This is a genomic window from Pseudomonas sp. CH235, assembly GCF_004368175.1.
Classification (GTDB): Bacteria; Pseudomonadota; Gammaproteobacteria; order Pseudomonadales; family Pseudomonadaceae; genus Aquipseudomonas; species Aquipseudomonas paraglycinae.
On sequence record NZ_RRZJ01000030.1, the window covers coordinates 26,815 to 49,557 of the forward strand.

The following is a 22,743-nucleotide window of genomic DNA, read 5'->3' on the forward strand; positions in this document are numbered from 1 at the left end:
CTCGCTTTCCGCTATATCGATGTTCATAGTTGAACCCGGACCCAGAACTGAAGTCCCGCTGTTTCTAGGGCAACTCGACCTCGTCCTCCAGGTATCCGGTGGCGCTTTCAAACTCTGTATGACCAGGCAAGAGTTAGACAGCTCTCAGATTCTTCGTCCGCTAGATTAACGATGTCTTAGTTCTTCGTAGCGTGTGTGTACCGCGCAAGGTTGGTTGGGCAAGCCCAACGCCTGTTATTCGCTCGTGAAGCGTATTGCTTGGTAGAGCGCAGGCCCAGGGCATGCTGCCCCCCCTGCGGCCGGCACTGCCACCTTCAGGCGTCTCGAAAGCTTTTCGGGGGCGTTGCGTCGATCCCGATCACTCGAATAATGTGTCTGCGATCCAGTGCTTCCAATTCGAGGGCCCGTGCTTGTAAGAGCTTAATCAGTGCCTGGAAGTTAAGTTCCTTCTTGGTTGTCGGGTGTCGCCATTTCCTGTCCTTCTGCAGCACTATTACCAGAAAGCCCGTAGTTGAGTTGTAGTTGCGCATGTACTGACCTACCAACTGGTCTTCAAGCGCTTCCAAGTACTGTGATACGGTCCATCGCATGGACATCTTGAGTTCAATGGAAGCGTAGTCAGCACCTTTTCGACATAACACGTCACGGCGCGTGGCCTCGGCAGTCTCCGGCTCCTTCGTGACCGAATACCGAGTTCCCGCAAGGTGGTTCATTTCACTTCCAAGTAGGGCCTGGAAGTCGGCTTCCAGCGCTAGCCCTTCCTTGTCTGTATCGATACGCGAGAACTTCAGTGCACTGAAGAAGCGGCGTAGGCTGAATTCGCCTTTTTCAATGCTGTATTTCACCGCAAGCAGATCTTCCTCAACGGCCAGCGCCAGCGCGAGTGTGCCGTTTACCACGGGCTTAAAGTCACGATCAAACTGGTCAAAATCTCGCTGTGCCAATGGCGGGCGAGTGAATCGAGCCTCTTGCATGTCGAACAGTATGCTACTCAGGTATTTTGCCTTCTGGTCTGTTGCCCCATTTTTCAAGGCAGCAAGGGCTTCATATGCTCGGGTCGATTTGGCTGCAGCAATAGCGGGGATGAGCGCATCGCGTAACTGCTGAGCAGCATCCCGACGTCCCGGCGAGTACACAACACCACTAGGACGGGGTGCATCGCCATTAGGTGAGACGACCTCAAGCGTGCATTTGTAAAGTGCTACGAGAGCCGTAACCCCATGGTCAGATGTTTGCGCAAGCCCAACCATTCTTGAGCCAAAATCGTGGCCGAGGTACGCTGCCAACTCGAACACAAATGCTTGGGCTTGAGATTTGCTCTCAGTGAGCCATTGCTCAAGATGGGATGTGAATGAATTCGGATATCCGATCAACCAGTAGGCGCCCCAAGCAGCACTTCGTTCTTTTGTATCTAGGAGGTCGCGTGTGTGATCAGCATCTACTGAACCTTCGAGTGTGCCCGAACCAAACGCTGCTTGTATGCGGCTCCACGCCTGCGTTTCGAACTCACTTTGAATTGTAGCGCCGGACACATTAGTTACTAGTCTGAGAATCGACTCAGTAGTTTGGCTGCGGTTTACTGGTTGTGTAGTAAGAAAGCTCCAAGCATCAGGTGCTATTTCCCTTCGAATGCGTTCCGTTGTCTCATTCAGGGAAATAAGCAACTCCTCCGCATGCTCGTAAGAAACGGCCCCCATTCCCGCCTGAGCGACCAGCTTTTTGAAACTAATGATCGCCACCTCCTGATTTGCTTCAATCAATGGCCAGAACCAATGTGGGTAGCCATTAATCTCAAAGACGGCGTATTGAATTGCCTGCTTTACTTCGGCAGTCGACATTACTGGTAAATTGGAGCCATCGTGAAGGTCGTAGTGCAACCCCTGCAAACCGGCAATGGTGATGTGGTAAACCGAACGAGGCTCGTCCTCCTTGAACGTCGGCGGTAGCTCTCGCCAAAGTCTTGTCACACCCGCTTTGAACGCATCGGCTAGTTCGGCTCCGCCGGCCTCCCTCACCGGATCGAAGCTGACCTCGCCATATCGGGACGTTGAGTGGTCCTGAAGCAGCCACCCAGCAAGCAAAGCGATTGAATGCCGAGCGGAGCCGTCGCGTATTTGCTCAATTTCTTTATGGAGGGTCGCCAGGATGCGTTTATCTATACGCCACCGGCCCTGCCGTTTCATTTTGGCATGAGGTCCCGACGGCATGGCCGGCGATTTGGTAGCCGCCTCTACCTTATGAATCGTTGCGCGCAATCGCTCTGAGTCGAGTTCTGTAGCATCCTTGAGGGTGGGAATACATATCCTGCCGAGCCCAAAGAGCGCACCGCTGAGCAGATCGTCATCAGGCTCCAACGTTAGAATTTTCCGTAGCACTGCAAGGCGCATAGGGCTATTTTTCTCTAACGCCACGCGCAACTTAGACAGGTCGATTGACCCGTAAAAAACATCGCGGAAGAAGCGTCGCACGATGACACACAATAGCGCTATACGTGATTCATAGATCGTCACGGGCCTCGTTATTAGCGAGGACAGGAGATCAATAACCAAATCTAGCTTCCGGCTTGGTATGTCGGTATAGACAGGAGTTTTGCGCCCGGGGGTACGACCGATTCGGGCGAGTCGGATTACAAGGGACCGCGTTAGCTGGTATGCCTGCAAGTCGTTTGCGGCGTCGAAAACAGGTCCGCTGATGGTGGAGGAAATGCGGTAGCCCCCTGTTTGTCCGCTTAGCTGCCGTTCAATCAAGGTAACGATCTGCGAAACTTTGAGATGCGTCCAGGCAAGGTGGGCAATCGAAATCGAGACCCGCTCCTCAGTGAGGTCTCGCTGAGTTGTCAACGCGCCCGCCAAGCCCCTTAGATCCTTGTCGACGCCAAGATCCAGTAGATAATAGAGATCCATCCTCTGTTGCAGGAGTTGGGCGTAGTCGCCCTGGCAAGTCTTCAAAACCTGTTGGCGGAGAATGTCGGACTGGCTGTGGGTCGCAATATTCAGCAGGGCACTCCGTACACGAATATTTGAACCATATTGCTCGAACAACTCACTGATCAACGGCAAATTGCTTTCGCCCCCTACTTGCCAGTAATTCTCGGGAGTGAGTCGGAAGAAATCGCGACCGATTCGATCACCTTGTGTGTACACCGAATGAATGCTTCGCCTGATCGCCTCGTGCGCATCGCTTCTCGGGATGCCACTGTTTCGCAGGTCTCCGAAGAATGCGACCACTTGCGGATCCTGCTGCAATAACTCCGTGCGGCAGTAATTGCTCAAGGTTGCGATCCATCCCAACATTGCCAGCAATCGACGGTGTACACCCTTTTCGCCGGTAGGGGCATGCCATGAGAACATATTGATAAGGCGTTTGGCATCTTCTGGCGAATGGACGAGAGAAGCAAAGTGCTGCGCCGCTAGAAACGGAATCAATTCCTCAGGATAGGGTTTGACTTGGTGATGACCGGCATCAATGAAAAGTTGTGAGTTAAGAAGTTGGATCAAAGCCGAATCTGGAAGACGCGAACCTGCTATCAATCTCGCAGACAGGACACTCTCATCCGCGGCCAGTTGGCCAGAAGGCATCTCGACGTTTTGTAGCTGGCAAACGAGAGAAGCGGCAGCAATTCTGCGTACGACTTCCACCTGCGCGGAGGGTGTTCCGGCTTCAGCCAGTCGATGATCGCCACTTTGCTGCGTCTCGACTGCCTGCACCACACGCAAGAACACTTCCGTAAGACACTCCGGCGGTCGATTCACCAGATCCAGGTGGGCAATCACGTCAAGCCCACCTGGACTTTCTGTGAACCCTGGCAGGCCTCGCTTCTGCGCTACTTCAAGGAGTGTGGCTGCATCGCCTACCCCATGTTTACTCTGCAGGTAGAGTACGGCTTGTCTTGAGGTGAGCGGAGCCATAGAAAAAATAGCCAAGGCATCCTGTGTGGTTGAGCTTTTTGTTGTCGCTCGCTCATCTGCATGTTTGTCAACGAGCCTAGCCGGTTCGTCATCTTCGGTACTGGTGACCTCGATTGGGACTTCAAGAATGGTTGACAACTGTCCCATGACATCGAGTGAAAGTACGGCGGGACGAGTCGAAATCAACCAGCGAGCATTGCTGTTTGGCCAGTGGAAAGCCAGGCGCACCTTCCTCAGCGCGTAATTTAAATCCTGGCGTTGGCTAGGTGTGGCCTCATCCAAAGAGTCGATGAGCAAGGTAATAGGTGCGCTCGAGACCTGCTGCCAAGCCTTAAACGCTACAACCTCCGATGGATGTAATGCATCTTCAAGGTCGTTGCGGTCTAGCACCTTGCGAAGTTCCACGAAAACAGCATGTTTCCCAGCCAGTCGCTCACGATTCGCCAGTTCTTTGAGTTCAGTAGTTTTTCCGAAGTTGGCCGGCGCAACGACGATTGCAAAGCGTTTCGCCAAAACGTCATCCCACGACAGCTTCCGATCGTAGATTTCCGCCCTCAGCAGTTCCTCCTGGTCATACATCGTTCGTTGAACGAAGCGTCGGTCTAGGTTGAGGTACGGCATAAGGTGACGCTCCTTGAAAACGGTGCGATACGTTAGCGCCCTAGACCCAGAGTTGAAAGCTTGATATCTGCGTCTTGCCTGACAAAAAATGTGCCGGCATTCCCGAGGCCGCTCTTCATGCAGTGGCTGTGATGCCTGTGTTGGGGCATTCACTGTTACTCATTCCTGCATCCGTTGCAGTTTACGTGTCTGCTTTCGCATTACTCGGCTTGGACGCAGCTACCACGGTGTCAGCGCAACTGACCACCCAAAGCTGATGTTGGTTAAAGGCAGAAATTGGCCGAAAACGGGCAATCGTGAGGGTTCGCTTTTGGCCGTGTCCTGCCTGTCTCGACTGACCAGGTTGGCTGCAAAAACCCCACTTCAGATGAAAGTCGCTTTCCATCAAGCGCAGTCTCTCGATTGCAGCTATGAAGTTTAGGGCGATCATGAGCCTACCTAGAACGCCAAATAACCGGCCAAATTCGTTTCCGCAAATAAGTGTCCACCCCTTGATTTCAGAGGCCTTCAGAGCATTAATGAATACTGCCTAGCGGAAACGAATAAAACTTAAGGCATTGATATATAAGGATTAATCTTCGGACTTGAAAGCCGTCGACTGTTCTGGCCGAAACCATTTCATCTCTCACGACTGCCTTTGGACCGTAGCTGCCGCTCAATAATGGATAAGCGCGTCATCAAAGGAACTAGCCCATTATTGAAACGTCTGTTTGAATAACGGCATGATGCCAGCCAGCAAAAAGGCCGATGGCGCAGCTGATAACAACACAAGAATGGAGTGCGCGATGAGCCAAACCGACCAAATTTTTTCCTATTGGTGGAATACATCAGGCCCTTGGGTAGAAGAACCCAACGTACGCAGGAGTGGCACGAGCGGAGTGCAGCGAGTTCTGCATAACGGTGCGACTGTGTACGTTAAGCGTCAGACGGGTCATTTGTTTCGCAGCCTGAGATATCCTCTGGGGCGCCCCACTACCTTGCGCGAAGGCCGCGCGCTCACAAAGTTACTCCACCTTGGGGTCAACGCCCCTCAACCGGTTTACTACGGTGCGCAAAAAATCAAAGGGGTCTGGCACGGCATCTTGGTCACCAAGGACTTGAACGGTTTCCAGGATTTGGAATCCTGGTACAACGAAGGTGCAAAAAACCAATACACGCCCAAGCAACTGGACAATGTGCTCGAAATACTCGCGTCATTGATGGCACGAATGCATCTCGGCCGCTGGCAACATGGCTGCATGCGCTCAAAGCACATTTTTATCAAAGTTCGCAATTCGTCGAGCGATCCCGAGTTCGAGCTTGCGCTGCTCGATCTCGAGAAGTCCCATGGGCGAATCAGCTCATTGCGGGCAGCTCGGCACGACATTTTGCAACTCAGACGCCATTCCTATTGGAGCGAACCGGAGTGGCAACACTTTCTTCGTCATTATGAAAAGCACCTGGGTCGACCAGTAATCACTCAGGGCCGTTCTTGAAAGCCCAACGAAGGCGGCAGGCGCTCACATCACATGAATGTCTGCATCGATCTGCCAGGTGAACCCAGGCCTCGATTTTCAGCACTGATGGCTACTCCGGTTTGACTGTTGCAGCCGGCGGCCTGGCGTCAGGACCGATTTTGAACCAGATCGAGTACATCGCGGGCAGGAACACCAGCGTCATGATGGTGCCGACGAGCGTGCCGCCAATCAGGGTATAGGCCAGCGTCCCCCAGAACACCGAGTGTGTCAGGGGAATAAACGCCAGGATCGCCGCCAGGGCCGTCAACAGGACCGGTCGCGCACGTTGCACCGTGGCTTCGACGACCGCGTGAAACGGATCCAGCCCTTCTTGCGCGTTGTGATGAATCTGGCCGATCAAAATCAGCGTATTGCGCATCAGGATCCCCGACAGTGCAATCAACCCGACCAGCGCATTGATGCCAAACGGCTGATTGAAGATGAGCAATGTCGGCACCACGCCAATCAAGCCTAACGGCGAGGTCAGGAACACCATGATCATCGCCGAGATCGAACGGACCTGCACAATGAGGATGACCAGGGTCATGGCGATCATGATCGGCAACAACGGCAGGATCGCCTTGCCGGCCTTGCCGGACTCTTCAATCGCGCCCGCCTGCTCGATCCGGTAACCGGAAGGCAGCTTCTCGATGATCGGCTGCAGTTGCTTCAGCAGCGCACTGGAAACATCCGGTGGCTGCAAGTCTTCGGCAATGTCGCCGCGCACGGTGATGGTCGGGGTGCGATCACGCCGGCGCAGGATCGGATCCTCCATGCGCACATCGACCTCGCCTATCTGCGACAACGGGACCCGCTGCCCCGAGGCTCCGACCAAGGTGAAGCCTTCGATTTGCTGTGGATCGAGCCGGACATCGCCCGCTGCCCGCCCCATGACCTGTACTGAACGAATATCCTCGCGCACCGCCGTGATCGGTACTCCGCTGAGCAGGAACTGCAATTGCTGTGCAACCGCAGTCGATGTCAGCCCCACTGCCTGCAGACGATCCTGATCCAGGTTGAAATGCAACGACGGAGTCAGCGGCCCCCAATCGGTATTCACGGTTCTCATCATCGGGCTGTCCTGCATCACACCCCGCACCTGCTCGGCGATCACGCGCAACTTTGCCGGATCAGGCCCCATCACCCGGTAGGCCACCGGAAACGGTGAATAAGGACCAAATACGATTTGCGATGCCCTGAGGCGCGCTTCCGGGGCGAGCCCTTGAGCCACCGCGTCACGAAAACGCAATTTGAGGGTTTCCCGTGCTTCCTGACTGTCGGTCAGTACAACGATCTTGGCGAACGACGGATCGGGCAGTTCCGGTGCCATCGCCAGGAAGAAACGCGGTGCACCCTGGCCGATATAGGCCGTGACGATTTTTGCCTCATCCTGCTGGCGCAGCCAGGCTTCGACCTTGGCGGCCGTGGCGCTGGTCTGCTCGATGGAAGTGCCGTAGGGCATTTGCACTTCGATCATGACTTCAGGACGGTCAGAGGTCGGGAAGAACTGTTTCTTCACCAGGCCCATACCCGCAGCGGCCACAAAGAACAGCACAATGACCATGCCCGCGACCAGCCATTTGCGGGCAATGACCCGGGTCAGAACCCGGCGGAAGCGGTTGTATCGCGGCGTGTTGTAGATCGCCGCATGTCCACCCTCCACCGCCTTGATATCCGGCAACAGTTTCACGCCCAGATAAGGGGTGAACGCCACTGCCACGACCCACGAAGCGATGAGAGCGATGCCCACGATCCAGAACATGTTGCTGGTGTATTCGCCGGCCGTGGACTGAGCAAAACCGTTCGGCAAAAAACCGATCGCCGTCACCAGGGTTCCGGACAGCATCGGCGCTGCCGTGTGGCTCCAGGCATAGGCAGAGGCCTTGATGCGATCGTAGCCCTCCTCCATTTTCACCACCATCATTTCAATGGCAATGATCGCGTCATCGACCAGCAGCCCGAGCGCCAGAATCAACGACCCCAGGGTAATACGGTCAAAGTTTTTGCCGGTGGCCGCCATCACCACAAACACGATCGCCAGGGTCAACGGCACCGCAGCGGCGACCACCACGCCAACGCGCCAGCCCATGCTCAGAAAGCAGACGAGCATGACCACCAGCAGCGCGACAAAGAACTTGACCATGAACTCGCCAACGGCGGAGTCGATATTCACTGCCTGGTCGGTGACTTTCGAGAGGGTCATACCCAAGGGCATTTCCTCGTTGATCCTGACGGTCTCGGCATCCAGCGCCTTGCCCAGATCAAGACCGTTCCAGCCCTCACGCATCACCACACCGAGCAACAGCGCCTCTTCGCCGTTATTGCGCACCAGGAAGGTAGCCGGGTCTTCATAACCGCGTGCGACAGTCGCCACATCAGACAGCTTGAGTGTCCGCCCTTGCACGACTACAGGGGTGTCACGGATTTTCTGCAGCTTGTCGAACGCACCATCGAGGCGCAGAAAAACCTGTGGCCCGCTGGTGTCGATTGATCCGGCCGGGGTCAGTGCGTTCTGACTGTTCAGCGCGGCGAAGATATCCTGCGGTGACAAGCCCAAGGTCGCCAACCGGTCATGCGAGAAAGAAACAAATATCCGTTCGGCTTGTTCGCCGATGATGTTGACCTTCTTCACCCCCGGCACATGCAACAGGCGCTGGCGCATGGACTCCGCATCGCGGACCAGCAGACGCTGCGGCTCGCCCTTGGCTTTCAGGGCGAACAGCGCAAAGGTCACGTCCGAATACTCGTCGTTGACCATCGGCCCGATGACACCCGCCGGTAACTTGATCGCTTCATCGTCGAGTTTTTTACGCGCCTGATAGAACTCTTCCTGCACTTGCGAGGGCGGCGCGCTATCGAGCAATGAGACCATCGTGAAAGCGAGCCCTGGCCGCGTATAGGTTTCCGAGCGGTCGTACCATTTGAGTTCTTGCAGGCGTTTTTCCAGTGGCTCCGCGACCTGATCCTGCATCTCCTGTGCGGTCGCCCCCGGCCACGCCGTGATGACGGTCAACTGCTTGACCGTAAACGGAGGATCTTCAGCACGCCCCAGCTGGAAGAATGCCAGGGTGCCGGCAACGGCGATCAGGAAAATCAGAAAGACCGTGATCGAACGCTCGCGAACGGCGATGGCAGAAAGGTTGAATCGTCCCTCGCTCATGGACGACTCCCGGCAACGGTCGCCGCATCAGGCAAGGGCATTCTTACTGCTTCGCCTTCGCGCAACAGGTGAGCGCCCAGCGCCACAATCTGTTCGCCAACCCGGAGATCGCCAGCGACTCGGGCCGAATCGTCGCTCAACCCCAGCACCTGAACCGGTCGCCAGGTCACGGTTGGCGGTGTCCCGGCGATGACCCACACGCCAGGACCTTGACCCGCGTCGTAAAGCGCAGCGATGGGCACTTGCAACGATGCGGCGGGTGTCGAACCCTCGGCGATTCTGAGGGTGACTGTCGAACCTATCGGCGCATTGGCCAGCGCGCCTTCCAGTACATAGCGCGCCTCGAACGTACGCGTCGTGCGGTCCGCCGAATCCGAAAGCAACCTCAGTTTCGCGGTAACAGCACCCGAGGCGTCGCCATAGAGCGTGGCTTGCGCAGTGGATCCTGCTGCGGGGCGCAACGTCTCGGGCAAGTGCACGATGGCCTCGCGCTGCCCTGCCCGCGCCAGCCGAACCACCGGTTGTCCAGGGCTGACGACTTGTCCGGGTTCGGCGAGTGTTTCCACCACAACGCCGTCGGCATCGGCAACCAGCACCGCATAACCGGAAGCGTTGCGGGCAACGTCCGCCTGCGCTTCAGCGGCGCTGAGTTGCGCCTTGGCGGTATCTGCGGCGGCTTTGATCTGATCGTAGGCCGATGCGGAAATGGCGCCGGCGCTGACCAGAGTGCGATAGCGGGCTTCGTCATCGGCTGTCTGCCTGGCCCGGGCTCGTGCGGCGATGACCGACTCCTGCTGCGCGCGTGCCTGCAACCCCAGGTCGATGGGGTCGAGCCGCATCAGCGGCTGACCGCGTTTGACGCTCTGCCCCGTGTCAACCAGACGCTCGAGCACCTTGCCCGAAACGCGAAACCCCAGGTCGCCCTGAATGCGCGCCGTCACCACTCCCGTGAAGGTGCGAGAACCGTCAGCCGCAGCCTGAACGGCGGTGAACCTGACCAGAGGCGCCTGTGTGCGCGGGTCTGCAACGGATGAGGAATCACCGCACGCCGCCAGGGCGAGTGGCAACAGGCATGCGGCAATGGGGGAAATTCGAAGCCGGCGCATAGGTTCACTTACTGAAATAGGATGATCATCATATTCTCATCTTTGTGACCAATATCGTCAACAGTCACATTAAATGAGGTATTCGACGCTCCAGTTTTATCATTTATGCCTTGATTGCCTTTTCAAGCCTTAATTGACACGTTGTGACCATTGCCTAATATGGTCACGAAAATCTCGTTAAGGAACGCCGATGCCACCCCTGCGCCCAATTGCTCTTTTGGTTACCGCCAGCCTCATGGCAGGTTGTGCGGTGGGTCCGGATTACCATCGTCCGGACGCCCCGCTTTCAGATCATTACCTCGGGCAGTCTGCTGTCGAACCGCGATCAGGATCGACACCGGACAGCCTTGCCGCCTGGTGGGAAAGCTTTAACGATCCGCTACTGAGCAACCTCATCGACCAGGCCTTGCAGCAGAATCTGGACCTTGCACAGGCATCAGCGCGCGTCACCCAGGCCAGGGCCGGCCTGGGCGCCGCCAATGCAGCACTGCTGCCCTCGGCGAATATCAGCGCACAGGCGGCACGCGCTTATCAGTCCGTCGAGACACCACTGGGCCAAGTCTTGAATTCAACACCCGGCTACGACCGTTACGGCAATGCCTACGAGGCCAATCTCGAGGCGGGCTGGGAAGTCGATGTCTTTGGCGGACTGCGCCGCGGGCGTGAGGCGGCACTGGCTGAGTATCAGGCCTCAGCAGCCGGTTTCACGGCGACGAGGCTGGCAATCGCTGCGCAAACAGCCGATATCTACATCACCCTGCGCGGATTACAGGCGCGGCTGGACATCGCCAACCGGCAAGTCGACACCCGGCGCGCATTGCTGGAGAAGGTTCAGTTGCTTTACGGCAAAGGGCTGGCCGCGGAGTATCAGGTGCGCCAGGCCGAGGGTGAGTTGTCGCAAGTCCAGGCGAGCGTTCCGGTACTGCAAAGCGGTCTGGAGGCGGCCATGAATGCGATGGACGTGCTGCTCGGCACGCCTCCCGGCACTCACCGCACGCAACTGGCACGTGAGGGCGAGATTCCCGATGTACCGTCGCTGACTGCGCTGGGCACACCGGCAGATCTGCTGCGGCGCAGACCGGACCTGATCGTCGCCGAACGCCGCCTTGCGGCCTCTAACGCGCGTATAGGCGAAGCGATTGCCGAGTACTACCCGAAATTTTCCCTCAGCGCCTTGCTCGGCAGCGCGACCGCCGTCTCCGGCGGCAATCTTTTCACCAGCGGCGCGAGCCAGTCGAGCGCTGTCCTGGGTCTGCGCTGGAGGCTATTCGACTTCGGACGCATCAACGCCCGGATCGATCAGGCCAAAGGCCAGGAATCTGAAGCATTGGCCGCCTATCGCCAGTCGGTACTGCGCGCCACCGAAGATGTAGAGAACGCGCTGTCCTCACTGGTGAATCGGCAAACCCAGACCACGACCCTGACCGGCGGCGAAGCGGCGCTGACTCAAGCACGCCAGTCCTCGTTCACCGCCTATGAAAAAGGCACCGCCAGCCTGATCGATGTCCTGCACGCCGACGAAACATTGCTGCAGGCCTCCGACGCCAGAGCGCAGGCACGGACCGAATCGGCCCGTGCGGCGGTGGCGGTGTTCAAGTCGCTGGGCGGGGGCTGGCAACCCACTGAATCACAACCTGTAGCGGCACGCTGAGCAGCACCACCAGATCGCTTTCAGGTCAGGGCATCAGGCTGCGCAGAATGAGGTTGGAGGTCAGCGTGGGCGCTACCTCGATAAAATCCAGATTGTGCTGCAGCAACAACGGATTGACGAAGGGACGCAGGGCCAGATGAATCGCTTCGACGGTCTCGTCCAGCGGGGTCTTGCGCTCGAACTCTCCGAGCTCTCGCCCTTCACGCACGATGTCGAAGATAAAGCGCTTGATCTGCTCCTCATACACCTGAGCACATGGCCAACGCTCCGCTGCCGAGAATGCCGCGATGTCGTAGAGCTTGCGATCATTGAAGAACAGGTCCACACCCGTGGCAATCACGGTCTTCACCAGCCGGCGGAAACGCTCGGTCGGCGAAATCCCCTCTGCGTTAACAGCCTGTTCGACCGCTGCAACCATTTGCCCCAGACAATTCGAGCAGATCGCTTCGCCGATCGCCTGCTTGGAATCAAAGAACTTATAGATGTACGCCTTGGAAAAACCGATGGCCCTGGCCAGATCGGAAACCGTGGTTTTGCCATAGCCGTTTTGGCTGAAGTGTTCATTGGCTGCCGCGACAATCTGATCACGAATCTCGTGATCGACTGGGCCACGTGGGCCGGGCGAAGATATGGATGGCTGATTCATGGGCGTAGCTTACTCACCCTGTCGAGGTCTTACAAATCGTGACCAATAGAGTACATATTCACGAAAAACGGCTGTCTGAAACGGGCTGACGTTCAAGTCATCGAACAGGGTGGATCGGCCCTTCTACGGCGTTTCCACTTCATCGACCGGCAACACCGGCAATGAAGCAAACATTTCGGCGCGGCATACCTCAAGGATTTCATCCGCCAAGGCGGAATCATCCGGACAGGCGCGTGACAAGACAATTGCGCCGACCGCACGCGACAGCAAGTCGATCATTTTCCTTCTTCCCTCACCCTCCGCGGCATCCGGCCCTGTCGGATATTTTTCCCCCAGAGTTTGCAGGGTGCGTTCAATGCCTTCGGCAAACGTGGCTTTCACATCGTCCGACTGACGCGCCGCGTCGCCACACAGTGCGGCCATCGTGCAACCGCTGCCGCGTCCGTCGCGATGTTCTCTGTTCACGTAGACGTCGATGAAACCGGGAACATCGAGCGCCTGGGCGCCGGTCAACGATTTGCCAAGACTGCAGGCCGAGGCTTCGGCCATCAGGTCAGCCTTCGAGCCGAAGTGCTTGTAGAAGCCTCCATGGGTGAACCCGGCAGCCGCCATGAGATCGGCCACACCGACGCCATCAAAGCCACGCTCACGGAACAGCTCTGAGGCCGTTTCAACGATGTGTTCTCGATTGGCCTGCGCCTGGGCCTTGGTCACTCTCACGTGCAATACCTCGCGTTTAGCGGTAATTCCTGCGTCCGATGATACATAGATGTCGGCCATAATCAAAACCGTTGACAGTTTAGATTTCGATCATCATCCTAATTTCACACCCCACCGATCTCCATCAACGGGCACGGAAGATTCATCAGATGACCAAACAGACTCTGTTCACCCCTTACACGCTAGGCAGTCTCACGTTGTCGAACCGCGTTGTTCTCGCACCGCTGACACGCAACCGCGCAGGCCAGGGCTTTGTCCCCGGCGAATTCGCGGCCGTCTATTACAGCCAGCGCGCCAGCGCCGGTTTGCTGATCAGCGAAGCGACGCAGATTTCCCGACAGGGCCAGGGTTATCAGGACACCCCCGGGATCTACACCCAGGCACAGATTGACGGTTGGCGCACAGTCACCGATGCCGTCCACGCCAAGGGCGGAAAAATCTTCCTGCAGCTGTGGCATGTCGGCCGCGTCTCACACGTTGACCTGCAAGAAAACGGCGCCGCACCGGTGGCCCCTTCTGCGCTGCGTGCCGCGACCAAAGTGTTCGTCAACAACCGCTTTGAAGACGTCTCCGAACCCCGCGCCCTGGAAACCAGCGAACTGTCGGGGATCGTTTCCGATTTCCGCCAGGCCACGGCCAACGCGGTCGCTGCCGGGTTCGACGGCGTGGAGATTCACGGTGCAAACGGCTATTTGCTGGATCAATTCCTCAAGGACAACGCCAATCGGCGAACCGACGCTTACGGCGGTTCGATTGAAAACCGTGCGCGTCTGTTGCTCGAAGTGACAGCGGCTGTCATCAAGGAGATCGGCGCGGATCGCACCGGTGTGCGTCTGTCTCCCGTGTCGCCGGCCAACGGCGTGGCCAGCAGCGATCCGCAGGCGCAATTCAATTACGTCGTCGAGCAACTCGACGCCCTCGGCGTGGTTTACCTGCACGTGGTCGAAGGCGCGACCGGCGGCCCGCGTGACGTCGCCCCCTTCGATTTCGACGCCCTGCGCCAGCGCTTCAAAAACACCTATATCGCCAACAACGGCTATGACCTGGACCTGGCGACTGCGCGGCTGGCCGAAGACCAGGCCGACCTGATCGCCTTCGGCCGCCCGTTCATTGCCAACCCGGATCTGGTGGAGCGCCTCAAGCAGGGTGCGCCGCTGTCCGCGTTCAATCCCGCCACCCTCTACGGCGGCGCGGCGGGCTACATCGACTACCCGACGCTGGCTGAATCGAGCGTCAGCGCAAGCTGAGCGCGTTCCGTTTCTCACCTCCTGAAAGAGAGATACCCCATGAGCACTCGCCCTACTGTTCTCATCACTGGCGCCTCTACCGGCATTGGCGCCGTCTATGCCGAACGCTTCGCCAAACGTGGTCACGATCTGGTACTGGTCGCCCGCGATCAGGCTCGCCTGGACACACTGGCAGCGCGCTTGCGCAGCGGGCACGACGTCGCCGTCGATGTTATCCCGGCGGACCTGACCCAACTCGCCGATCTGACCACCGTTGAAAGCCGCCTGCGCGACGACGCCCGCATCGGCATTCTCGTCAATAACGCCGGCGCCGCGCTGTCCGGCCACTTCGTCGACCAAAGCACCGACAGCGTCGCGCAACTGGTGGCCCTCAACACCACGGCGCTGGTGCGGCTCGCCAGCGCCATCGCCCCACGCCTGGCCAAGGCCGGCGACGGCGCAATCATCAACATCGGTTCGGTGGTGGGCCTGGCGCCGGAGTTCGGCATGAGCGTCTACGGTGCGACCAAGGCCTTCGTGCTGTTCCTGTCCCAGGGCCTGAGCCTGGAACTCTCGCCTCAGGGCGTCTACGTGCAGGCCGTGTTGCCCGCCGCCACCCGCACGGAAATCTGGGATCGCTCCGGCGTCGACATCAACACCCTGAGCGAAATCATGGAAGTGGGTGATCTGGTGGATGCCGCACTGGTCGGTTTCGATCGTCGCGAACCTGTGACCATCCCGCCGCTGCACGAAGCCGAGCGCTGGGATGACCTGCAGAGCGCACGCCAGGGCCTGCTGGGGCAAATCCGCCAGTCTGCGGTTGCCCAGCGCTATCAGACGCCACAGTGATTTTTTGCTAGCGAGCATTCGCGCCGGATTCGATGCAGGCACAGGGCATTGCATCGAATCCTGCTGGCTTGCCGGAGTGACAATGAGTTCAATACAGACAAATTCCCGCTCGGGTTCGCCGACGTCATTCATCGACGCGGCGAACCAGTCGATCACGGTCAACGGCATTCCCTACGCCTACCGCGACACCGGGCCCGCAACCGGCGTGCCCCTCGTGCTGTTCAATCATTGGGGCGCGGTGCTGGACAACTTCGACCCCGCGATCATCGATGGCCTGGCGCAAACCAGACGCGTCATCACCACCGACTATCGCGGTATCGGCAACTCGGGTGGAACCGCGCCACTGACGGTGGGTGAAATGGCCGACGATGCCATCCAGCTGATCAGGGCGCTGGGGCTGAAAACCGTGGATGTGCTCGGTTTTTCCCTCGGAGGTTTCGTCGCTCAGGACATTGCCCTCAAGGCGCCTGACTTGGTACGCCGGTTGATTCTGACCGGTACTGGACCGGCGGGCGGCACCGGCATCGACAAGTTCGGCACAGTGTCATGGCCATTGATCCTCAAAGGCTTGCTGACCCTGCGCGATCCCAAGTTCTACCTTTTCTTCACCTCGTCGGCCAATGGGCGACGGTCTGCCTCGCAGTATTTAAGGCGCCTCAAGGCACGCAAGAACAATCGCGACAAGGGCCCGACGCCACGCGCCTTCCTGCGGCAATTGAAAGCCATCACGGCGTGGGGCAAACAACCGCGGCAAGCGCTTGGACGCTTGCGCACACCGACGCTGGTCGTCAACGGCGACAACGACATCATGGTGCCCAGCGTTAACTCGTTTGAACTGGCCAGGCTTATCCCCGACGCACAGTTGGTGATTTATGAGGATGCCGGGCACGGCGGGATTTTCCAGCATCACGCCGACTTTGTGGCCAAGGCGCAGGCGTTTCTCGATGCTTGATCACGTCACGCAGCAACACGGCAACCCACCGACTACCCTCCGTACAACCAGCAAGAGCCGCACCACGATGAAAGCATTTCTGATTGATGGCTATGGCAAGAACCCCGGACGCATTGGCGAAGCGCCCGCCCCCGCAATCGGTGCCCACGACGTCTTGATCGAGGTCCATGCGAGCAGTGTCAACGTGCTGGATTCGAAGATCAGCAAAGGCGAGTTCAAGCTGATCCTGCCCTACGCCTTTCCGTTGATCCTGGGCAATGACCTGGCGGGAGTCGTGGTTGAAGTCGGTTCGAAGGCGACACGCTTCAAAGCGGGAGACGAGGTATACGCTCGCCCGCCCGAAGCGCGGATCGGGACGTTCGCCCAATTGATCGCCGTGAACGAAAACGCGGTTGCCCTGAAACCCGCCAATACCGACATGGTACAAGCCGCATCCCTGCCCTTGGTTGCACTGACCGCCTGGCAAGTACTGGTTGAAACCGCCCGGCTGCAAAAGGGCCAGAAAGTGCTGATTCACGCGGGTTCCGGCGGCGTCGGCAGCATTGCCATTCAGCTTGCCAAACACCTCGGTGCGTTTGTCGCCACAACCACCAGTACCGCCAATGTCGAATGGGTCAAGGCGCTGGGGGCCGATCTAATCATCGACTATAAACAGCAAAACTTCGAAAATGTGCTGCGTGACTACGACGTGGTGCTGAACAGCCTTGGCGCCGACGTGCTGGAGAAATCTCTCGCGGTCCTGAAACCCGGTGGTCAACTCATTTCCATCTCGGGCCCACCCACTGTGCAGTTCGCGCGGGAACAAGGGTTGTCCTGGCCATTGCAGCAAGTCATGCGCCTGCTGAGCCTTGGCATTCGTCGCAAAGCGCGCAAGCAGGACGTCAGCTATGGGTTTGTGTTCATGCGAGCCAATGGCGCTCAACTGCAACGCATCACCGCGCTCGTTGAGGGCGGAATCATCAAACCTGTGGTTGATCGCTCCTTCCCCTTTGAATCAACAGCCGAGGCATTGAAGTACGTTGAGCGGGGACGCGCCAAGGGCAAGGTCGTTGTTCTGCTCAAATGACCACGCCGCCTGTTCCTGAATCGAACGTAGACACTGCACACCCTTTACTGCTGGAGCGGCCCTCAGCCGAATTGATTTCGCCAGAGGAGCAGCAAGCGCTTCAACCGGATGATGTGCAGGTTCAACCGCCCGTTATCGTTTGGCGCAGTTTGATGCTTGAGCCATAAGGAAGGTTGCAGGTGATCTCCTCAGGCTGCCGCGCTCGACTCGACAAGTTGAATTTGCGTGGCATTGCGCCCGGCCAGCCAGGCCAGCACGGAAGCGGCGACCAAAACAGCGGCGCTAAGCTCGAAGGTGGCTTTGTAACCGCTCAAATCAAAGGCCAGACCGCCAATGATTGCGCCGCCGGCGATCGCCAGTTGGACGATGGCTACCAGCAAACCGCCTCCGGCTTCCGCATCATCCGGGAGCGTCTGCGCCAGCCATGTCCACCAGCCGACCGGCGCGGCCGTGGCGACCAGCCCCCAGAGTCCGAGCAACACGGCGGTCAGCACCGGCGATTTGCCGAAGCTGACCAACGCCAGCGCGATCACCGCCATGATCAGCGGAATGGCGGTCAACGTGCGGTAGAGGCCACGCCCCACAAACCGTTCGATCAGAAAGGTGCCGATAAAACCTGCCACTCCAAGCCCCAGCAGCATGAACGACAAGGTTGAGACACTGACGCCCGTCACGCCCTCAAGAAATGGTCGCAGGTAGGTGAACAGCATGAACTGGCCCATGAAAAAGACGCTGACGGCGACCATGCCCAAAGCTACTGGCAATTGCTTCATCAGACGCAGAACGTTGCCGCTACCTGCCTGGCGTTCGGCCTTGAAGGACGGCAGGCTGATCAGCAGCCACACGGCGGCAAGCACCGCGACCGGAACCACACAGAAGAATGCACCGCGCCAGCCGATCAACGAGCCGAGAAAGCTGCCCGCCGGAGCGGCGATGACCGTGGCCAAAGCGTTGCCGCCATTGACGATGGCCAGCGCACGGGAAACCTGTTCAGGCTTCACCAGGCGCATGGCAGTCGCCGCCGACAGCGACCAGAAACCACCAATCGCAATCCCGATCAACGCACGTCCGAACATGAACGACGGGTAGCCCGGGGCGAGTGCGACGACCGTTCCGGAGACGATCATCAACAAGGTCAGGCAAAGCAGAAGCTTCTTGCGTTCGATGCGAGCGGCGACCGAGGCAATCAACAGACTGGTGATCAAGGCAAAGGCACCGGACACGGAAATCCCCTGCCCGGCCTGACCTTCGGTGATATGCAGGTCCGCCGCGATAGGCGTCAGCAGACTGACGGGCATGAACTCTGAAGCGACCAGGGCGAATGCGGCCAACGACATGGCCAGCACGGCGCTCCAGCCGCCCGTTCTTTTAGAAGGTTTTGTAGAAGGTAACGTCATGAAAACTACCTGTGGTGCGAAAAAACGTAGGGGGGTGATGCGCAGGGGCAAGCAGTTTGTCGCCCGTCCGGGCACTGCCCCTGTAACAGATAGACACATTCTCCCGGTCAATCCGGTGCTTCCCTAGTGCATTCCTCTTGAATGCTTGCCTGATCCTCTGGGGATGCAGGGTGATGGATAGGAAACGTCGCGCGCGCGCATTAGAGTCCGGTCAAAGGAGTGAGCCCACATGATCCCGACCCCTCAGCCCCAGGAATCACCTTTGGCACGGCACATCGACCCGCGTGTGAACGCACCGGGTGACTTCGCCACTTCGATACCCGGGCTGTCGCTGTTTCGTCGCGACCAGCCGGCGCCCCCCGTTGTGTGCATGATCGAACCCAGCCTGATTCTCGTGGGTCGCGGCGAAAAGCGCTTGTGGGTCGGCGGTGAGGGCTACAGCTATGACCCGTCGCGGTTTCTGGTCACGTCGCTGGACCTGCCCGCCAACTCCGAAGTAATGCTCGCCACTCCCGAATGGCCCTGTGTCGGCCTTGTGCTGAAACTGGATGTCAGCATGCTTGCCGAGGTCATTACCAAGAGCGGCTTGCCCTCGAAACGCCAGCCATCAACGGGTACGGGCGCTGCGATTGGCAGCCTGTCGTCAGCGTTGGAGGACGCGCTCGATCGCCTGCTGGCATTACTCGATGAACCCGAGGCGATCCCGGTCCTGGCGCCGCTGATTCTGCGAGAAATCCACTATCGGCTGCTCCACACCGACCAAGGCCCGCGACTGCGGCAGATCACTGCCGTCGACGGTCAGGGTTATCGCATCGCCAAGGCGATTGACTGGCTCAAGGTCAACTACACCGATGCCCTGCGCATCGACGATCTGGCCGCGCGGGTACAGATGAGCGCGCCGACTTTTCACCATCATTTCCGCCAGCTCACCGGCATGAGTCCGCTGCAATACCAGAAATGGCTGCGGCTCAACGAAGCGCGCCGACTGATGCTGATCGAGCGCCTCGATGTGTCGCGGGCAGCGTTTGCGGTCGGCTATGAAAGCCCTTCGCAGTTCAGCCGCGAATACGGCCGTCTGTTCGGCACCGCGCCGAGTCGTGACATGGCCCTTTTGCGCGGGCAGCCCTTCGAGGCAGAAGCGCTCGGCACAGTCGCGAATTGAACGAAAACCGGTGATTCGCCCCGCCGCGTGTCACCGCTCATAACAATGCACGTCAACCGATGATCAAGCGGGTGAACCATGGAACTACGAATCAACCAGAAGACCTATCAGGTCGATGCCGACGCCGATACGCCCTTGCTGTGGGTGATCCGCGATGATCTGGGCATGACCGGCACCAAGTACGGCTGCGGACTGGCGCAATGCGGCGCCTGCTCGGTGCTGGTGGACGGCAACGTCGTGCGCTCGTGCGTCACGCCGGTGGCGGGTGTGGTTGGCCGCGAGGTCACCACCATTGAAGCCATCGAAACCGATGACGTGGGCAAACGAGTCGTCTCGACCTGGGTCGATCTGCAGGTCGCCCAGTGCGGCTACTGCCAGTCCGGGCAGGTGATGGCTGCCACCGCGCTGCTCAAGCAGAACCCCAAACCGAGTGATGCGCAGATCGAGGCGGCGATGGTCAATCTGTGCCGCTGCGGTACGTACAACGCCATCCATGCCGCCGTGCATGAACTTGCCGGCAAGGGGGACGCGTGATGAACGTTCGTATCGACCCTTCACAGCACGCTTCACTACTGGATCTGCATGAACCGATCAATGTGTCGCGCAGACGCTTCCTGACCCGTACCGCCGTCGGCGCGCTGGTGCTCGGCTTCGGTCTCCCACTCGGTTCGACACGCGTGCAAGCTGCAGCAACGGCGACGGCCGAGCGCGGCACGCAGGTCCCGGCGTTTCTCGAGATCCGTCCGGACAACCGCGTGCGTCTGCTGTGCCCGTTCATGGAAGGTGGACAAGGCACGTTCACCGCAATGGCGCAGATCGTCGGTGAAGAACTGGATGCCGATCCGGCGACCTTCCTGGTCGAAGCCGCCCCGCCCGGCGAGGCCTACGTAGTCATGGAGAACGGCATGCGCATCACCGGCGGCAGTATGTCGGTGCGCATGAGTTACCCGGTCATGCGCCGCCTCGGTGCCCTTGCCCGCGCCATGCTGTTGCAGGCCGGCGCGCAGCAACTGGGCGTGCCGGTGAGCGAGTTGAGCACCGAGCCTGGCAAGGTGGTCCATGCGAAGTCGGGCCGCTCGCTGGCCTACGGTGAACTGGCCGAGCGCGCGATGGATCTGCCGGTACCCGATCCGGCCTCGGTGAAGCTGCGCGATCCGAGTCAGTTCCGCTGGATCGGCAAACCGGTGAAGCGTCTCGACGCTTACGACAAATCCACGGGCAAGGCGCTGTACAGCATCGATCTGAAAGTCGACGACATGCTGCATGCCGCCGTTCAACATGCCCCGCGCCTGGGGATGACCGTGGGCAACCTGCGCAACGAAGATCAGGTCAAGGCGATGAAAGGCGTGCATTCCGTGCATCGTCTGCCGGGTGCCGTGGCGGTAGTCGCCGAGCGCTGGTGGCACGCCAAACGTGCCGTCGAGGCGATTCAGGTCGACTGGCAAGAGCCGACGGCCGACAGCAAAGTACGGCCGATGCCCGCCGACTTTTCCAGCGATGCCTGGTTCAAGCGCCTCGCCGAAGACAAGGGCCCGGCCAAAGATGATGAACACGAAGGCGACGTGGCTGCGATGCTCAAGGGAAGCAAAACCCTGATCGATGCCACTTACCACAACCAGTATTTGAACCACGGCCAACTGGAGCCTCCGTCGGCATTGGCCCGATTCAATCCGGACGGTTCGCTGGAAGTCTGGCTGCCGAATCAGGCGCCGGACATGTTCCGCACCGATATCGCCAAACGCACCGGGCTCGATCCGTCACGCATCACCTTGCATTCGCCGCTGCTGGGCGGGTTCTTCGGTCGGCATTTCCTCTACGACTCGGCCAGTCCCTACCCTCAGGCCATCGCGCTGGCCAAAGCGGTTGGGCGCCCGGTCAAACTGATCTGGAGTCGCGAAGAAGAGTTCCTGCGTGACGTGCTTCGACCGGTGGCGGCGGTGAATTTCCGTGCCGCGCTGGACAACGACGGCTGGCCGCTGGCAATCGAAGCGATCAGTGCCACCGAAGGCCCGACCGAAGCCCTCGCCGGCAAGCAAGGTGAAAAGCTCGATCCGACGGCGCTTGAAGGCTTGTCGGGCAAGTCCTATGCGATCCCCAACAAGCGCATCGCACAGATCTACGTCAAGGGTCCGGCGATGCTCGGCTACTGGCGTTCGGTGGGCAATTCCCTCAACGACTTCTTCTATGAATCGTTCCTCGATGAACTGGCCGACAAGGGCGGCAAAGACCCGTTCGACCTGCGCCTGCATTTGCTGCGTGACAACCAACGGCTGACCACACTGCTGCAAGCCGTGGGTGAACTGTCGGGCGGCTGGAAACGTGGGCCGTTTACCGCCGAGGATGGCAGCAAACGTGCGCGCGGCGTGGCCATGGCTTCGCCGTTTGGTACGGAGACGGCGGTGATCGCCGAGGTGTCCATCGAGAACGGCCAGGTCAAGGTGCATGACATCTGGCAAGCGATTGATCCGGGCAGCATCGTCAACCCGGCGATTGTCGAGGCTCAGGTGAACGGCGCCGTGGCGTTGGGACTGTCGCAGACGCTGGTGGAAGAAGCCGTGTGGATCGATGGCAAACCCCGGGCGCGCAACTACGACTTGTATCCGATCCTGCCGCCTGCGCGAATGGCACGGGTCCATGTGCGCGTGGTCGAGAGCGGGGAAAAAATGGGTGGCATCGGTGAGCCGCCGTTGCCTGCCGTCGCACCTGCTGTCGCCAATGCGGTGGCAGCGCTGACCGGTCAGCGGGTGCGCAGCCTGCCCATGAGCCGACACACCTTCACCTGA

15 protein-coding genes are annotated in these 22,743 nt (G+C 59.0%); 9 read left to right on the top strand and 6 right to left on the bottom strand.

The features are described from left to right. Window positions 1–314: 314 nt before the first annotated feature. On the bottom strand, window positions 315–4,529 hold the full coding sequence (locus EIY71_RS23625; RefSeq protein ID WP_134023346.1) for a hypothetical protein: 4,215 nt from the start codon (window positions 4,527–4,529) through the stop codon (window positions 315–317). A gap of 785 nt (window positions 4,530–5,314) precedes the next feature. Here EIY71_RS23625 and EIY71_RS23630 point away from each other — a divergent pair. Further along, on the top strand, window positions 5,315–6,004 hold the full coding sequence (locus tag EIY71_RS23630; protein WP_085747360.1) for a lipopolysaccharide kinase InaA family protein: 690 nt from the start codon (window positions 5,315–5,317) through the stop codon (window positions 6,002–6,004). Between the two features lie 91 nt (window positions 6,005–6,095). Here the strand turns inward: EIY71_RS23630 and EIY71_RS23635 are convergent, their stop codons facing one another. Together EIY71_RS23635 and EIY71_RS23640 are read right to left on the bottom strand one after the other, a co-directional pair. Further along, complete coding sequence (locus EIY71_RS23635) at window positions 6,096–9,185, bottom strand: efflux RND transporter permease subunit (protein WP_134023348.1); 3,090 nt, start codon at window positions 9,183–9,185, stop codon at window positions 6,096–6,098. Further along, the gene (locus EIY71_RS23640) at window positions 9,182–10,291 is read right to left on the bottom strand and encodes an efflux RND transporter periplasmic adaptor subunit (protein ID WP_134023350.1); all 1,110 of its coding nucleotides are present in this window, start codon (window positions 10,289–10,291) and stop codon (window positions 9,182–9,184) included. Before EIY71_RS23640 ends, EIY71_RS23635 begins: the two co-directional genes overlap by 4 nt. Window positions 10,292–10,481: 190 nt before the next feature. Here EIY71_RS23640 and EIY71_RS23645 point away from each other — a divergent pair, with 190 nt between their 5' ends. Next, on the top strand, window positions 10,482–11,942 hold the full coding sequence (locus EIY71_RS23645; protein ID WP_134023352.1) for an efflux transporter outer membrane subunit: 1,461 nt from the start codon (window positions 10,482–10,484) through the stop codon (window positions 11,940–11,942). Window positions 11,943–11,967: 25 nt separating this feature from the next. Here the strand turns inward: EIY71_RS23645 and EIY71_RS23650 are convergent, their stop codons facing one another. Then, window positions 11,968–12,588: a TetR/AcrR family transcriptional regulator gene (locus EIY71_RS23650; protein WP_134023354.1), complete on the bottom strand. Its 621-nt coding sequence runs from the start codon at window positions 12,586–12,588 to the stop codon at window positions 11,968–11,970. A 123-nt stretch (window positions 12,589–12,711) separates the two neighbouring features. After that, complete coding sequence (locus tag EIY71_RS23655) at window positions 12,712–13,308, bottom strand: TetR/AcrR family transcriptional regulator (protein ID WP_178083794.1); 597 nt, start codon at window positions 13,306–13,308, stop codon at window positions 12,712–12,714. 149 nt (window positions 13,309–13,457) lie between these two features. Between EIY71_RS23655 and EIY71_RS23660 the strand changes: the two genes are divergently transcribed. The 4 genes from EIY71_RS23660 to EIY71_RS23675 all read left to right on the top strand — a co-directional run bounded on the left by EIY71_RS23660 (window position 13,458) and on the right by EIY71_RS23675 (window position 17,401). Beyond that, window positions 13,458–14,555, top strand: a complete 1,098-nt coding sequence (locus EIY71_RS23660; RefSeq protein WP_134023356.1) for an alkene reductase — start codon at window positions 13,458–13,460, stop codon at window positions 14,553–14,555. A gap of 39 nt (window positions 14,556–14,594) precedes the next feature. Continuing rightward, window positions 14,595–15,383 carry an SDR family oxidoreductase gene (locus EIY71_RS23665; protein ID WP_134023358.1) on the top strand — a complete coding sequence of 263 codons (789 nt, stop codon included), beginning with the start codon at window positions 14,595–14,597 and terminating at the stop codon, window positions 15,381–15,383. 82 nt (window positions 15,384–15,465) lie between these two features. Next, the gene (locus tag EIY71_RS23670) at window positions 15,466–16,335 is read left to right on the top strand and encodes an alpha/beta fold hydrolase (RefSeq protein ID WP_134023360.1); all 870 of its coding nucleotides are present in this window, start codon (window positions 15,466–15,468) and stop codon (window positions 16,333–16,335) included. Between the two features lie 67 nt (window positions 16,336–16,402). Further along, window positions 16,403–17,401 (top strand): NADP-dependent oxidoreductase, encoded by a 999-nt coding sequence (locus tag EIY71_RS23675; RefSeq protein WP_134023402.1) that lies wholly within the window; start codon window positions 16,403–16,405, stop codon window positions 17,399–17,401. A gap of 188 nt (window positions 17,402–17,589) precedes the next feature. Here EIY71_RS23675 and EIY71_RS23680 read toward each other — a convergent pair whose 3' ends face one another. Next, window positions 17,590–18,798, bottom strand: a complete 1,209-nt coding sequence (locus tag EIY71_RS23680) for an MFS transporter (RefSeq protein ID WP_134023362.1) — start codon at window positions 18,796–18,798, stop codon at window positions 17,590–17,592. Window positions 18,799–19,027: 229 nt separating this feature from the next. On the opposite strand from EIY71_RS23680, the gene EIY71_RS23685 reads away from it, so the two are divergent. The 3 genes from EIY71_RS23685 (at window position 19,028) to EIY71_RS23695 (ending at window position 22,743) form a co-directional block, all read left to right on the top strand. Beyond that, window positions 19,028–19,960, top strand: a complete 933-nt coding sequence (locus EIY71_RS23685; RefSeq protein ID WP_134023364.1) for an AraC family transcriptional regulator — start codon at window positions 19,028–19,030, stop codon at window positions 19,958–19,960. A gap of 78 nt (window positions 19,961–20,038) precedes the next feature. Further along, window positions 20,039–20,494 (top strand): (2Fe-2S)-binding protein, encoded by a 456-nt coding sequence (locus tag EIY71_RS23690; RefSeq protein ID WP_085611777.1) that lies wholly within the window; start codon window positions 20,039–20,041, stop codon window positions 20,492–20,494. Next, entirely contained in the window at window positions 20,494–22,743 is a 2,250-nt protein-coding gene (locus tag EIY71_RS23695; protein ID WP_134023366.1) for a molybdopterin cofactor-binding domain-containing protein, read from the top strand. Before EIY71_RS23690 ends, EIY71_RS23695 begins: the two co-directional genes overlap by 1 nt.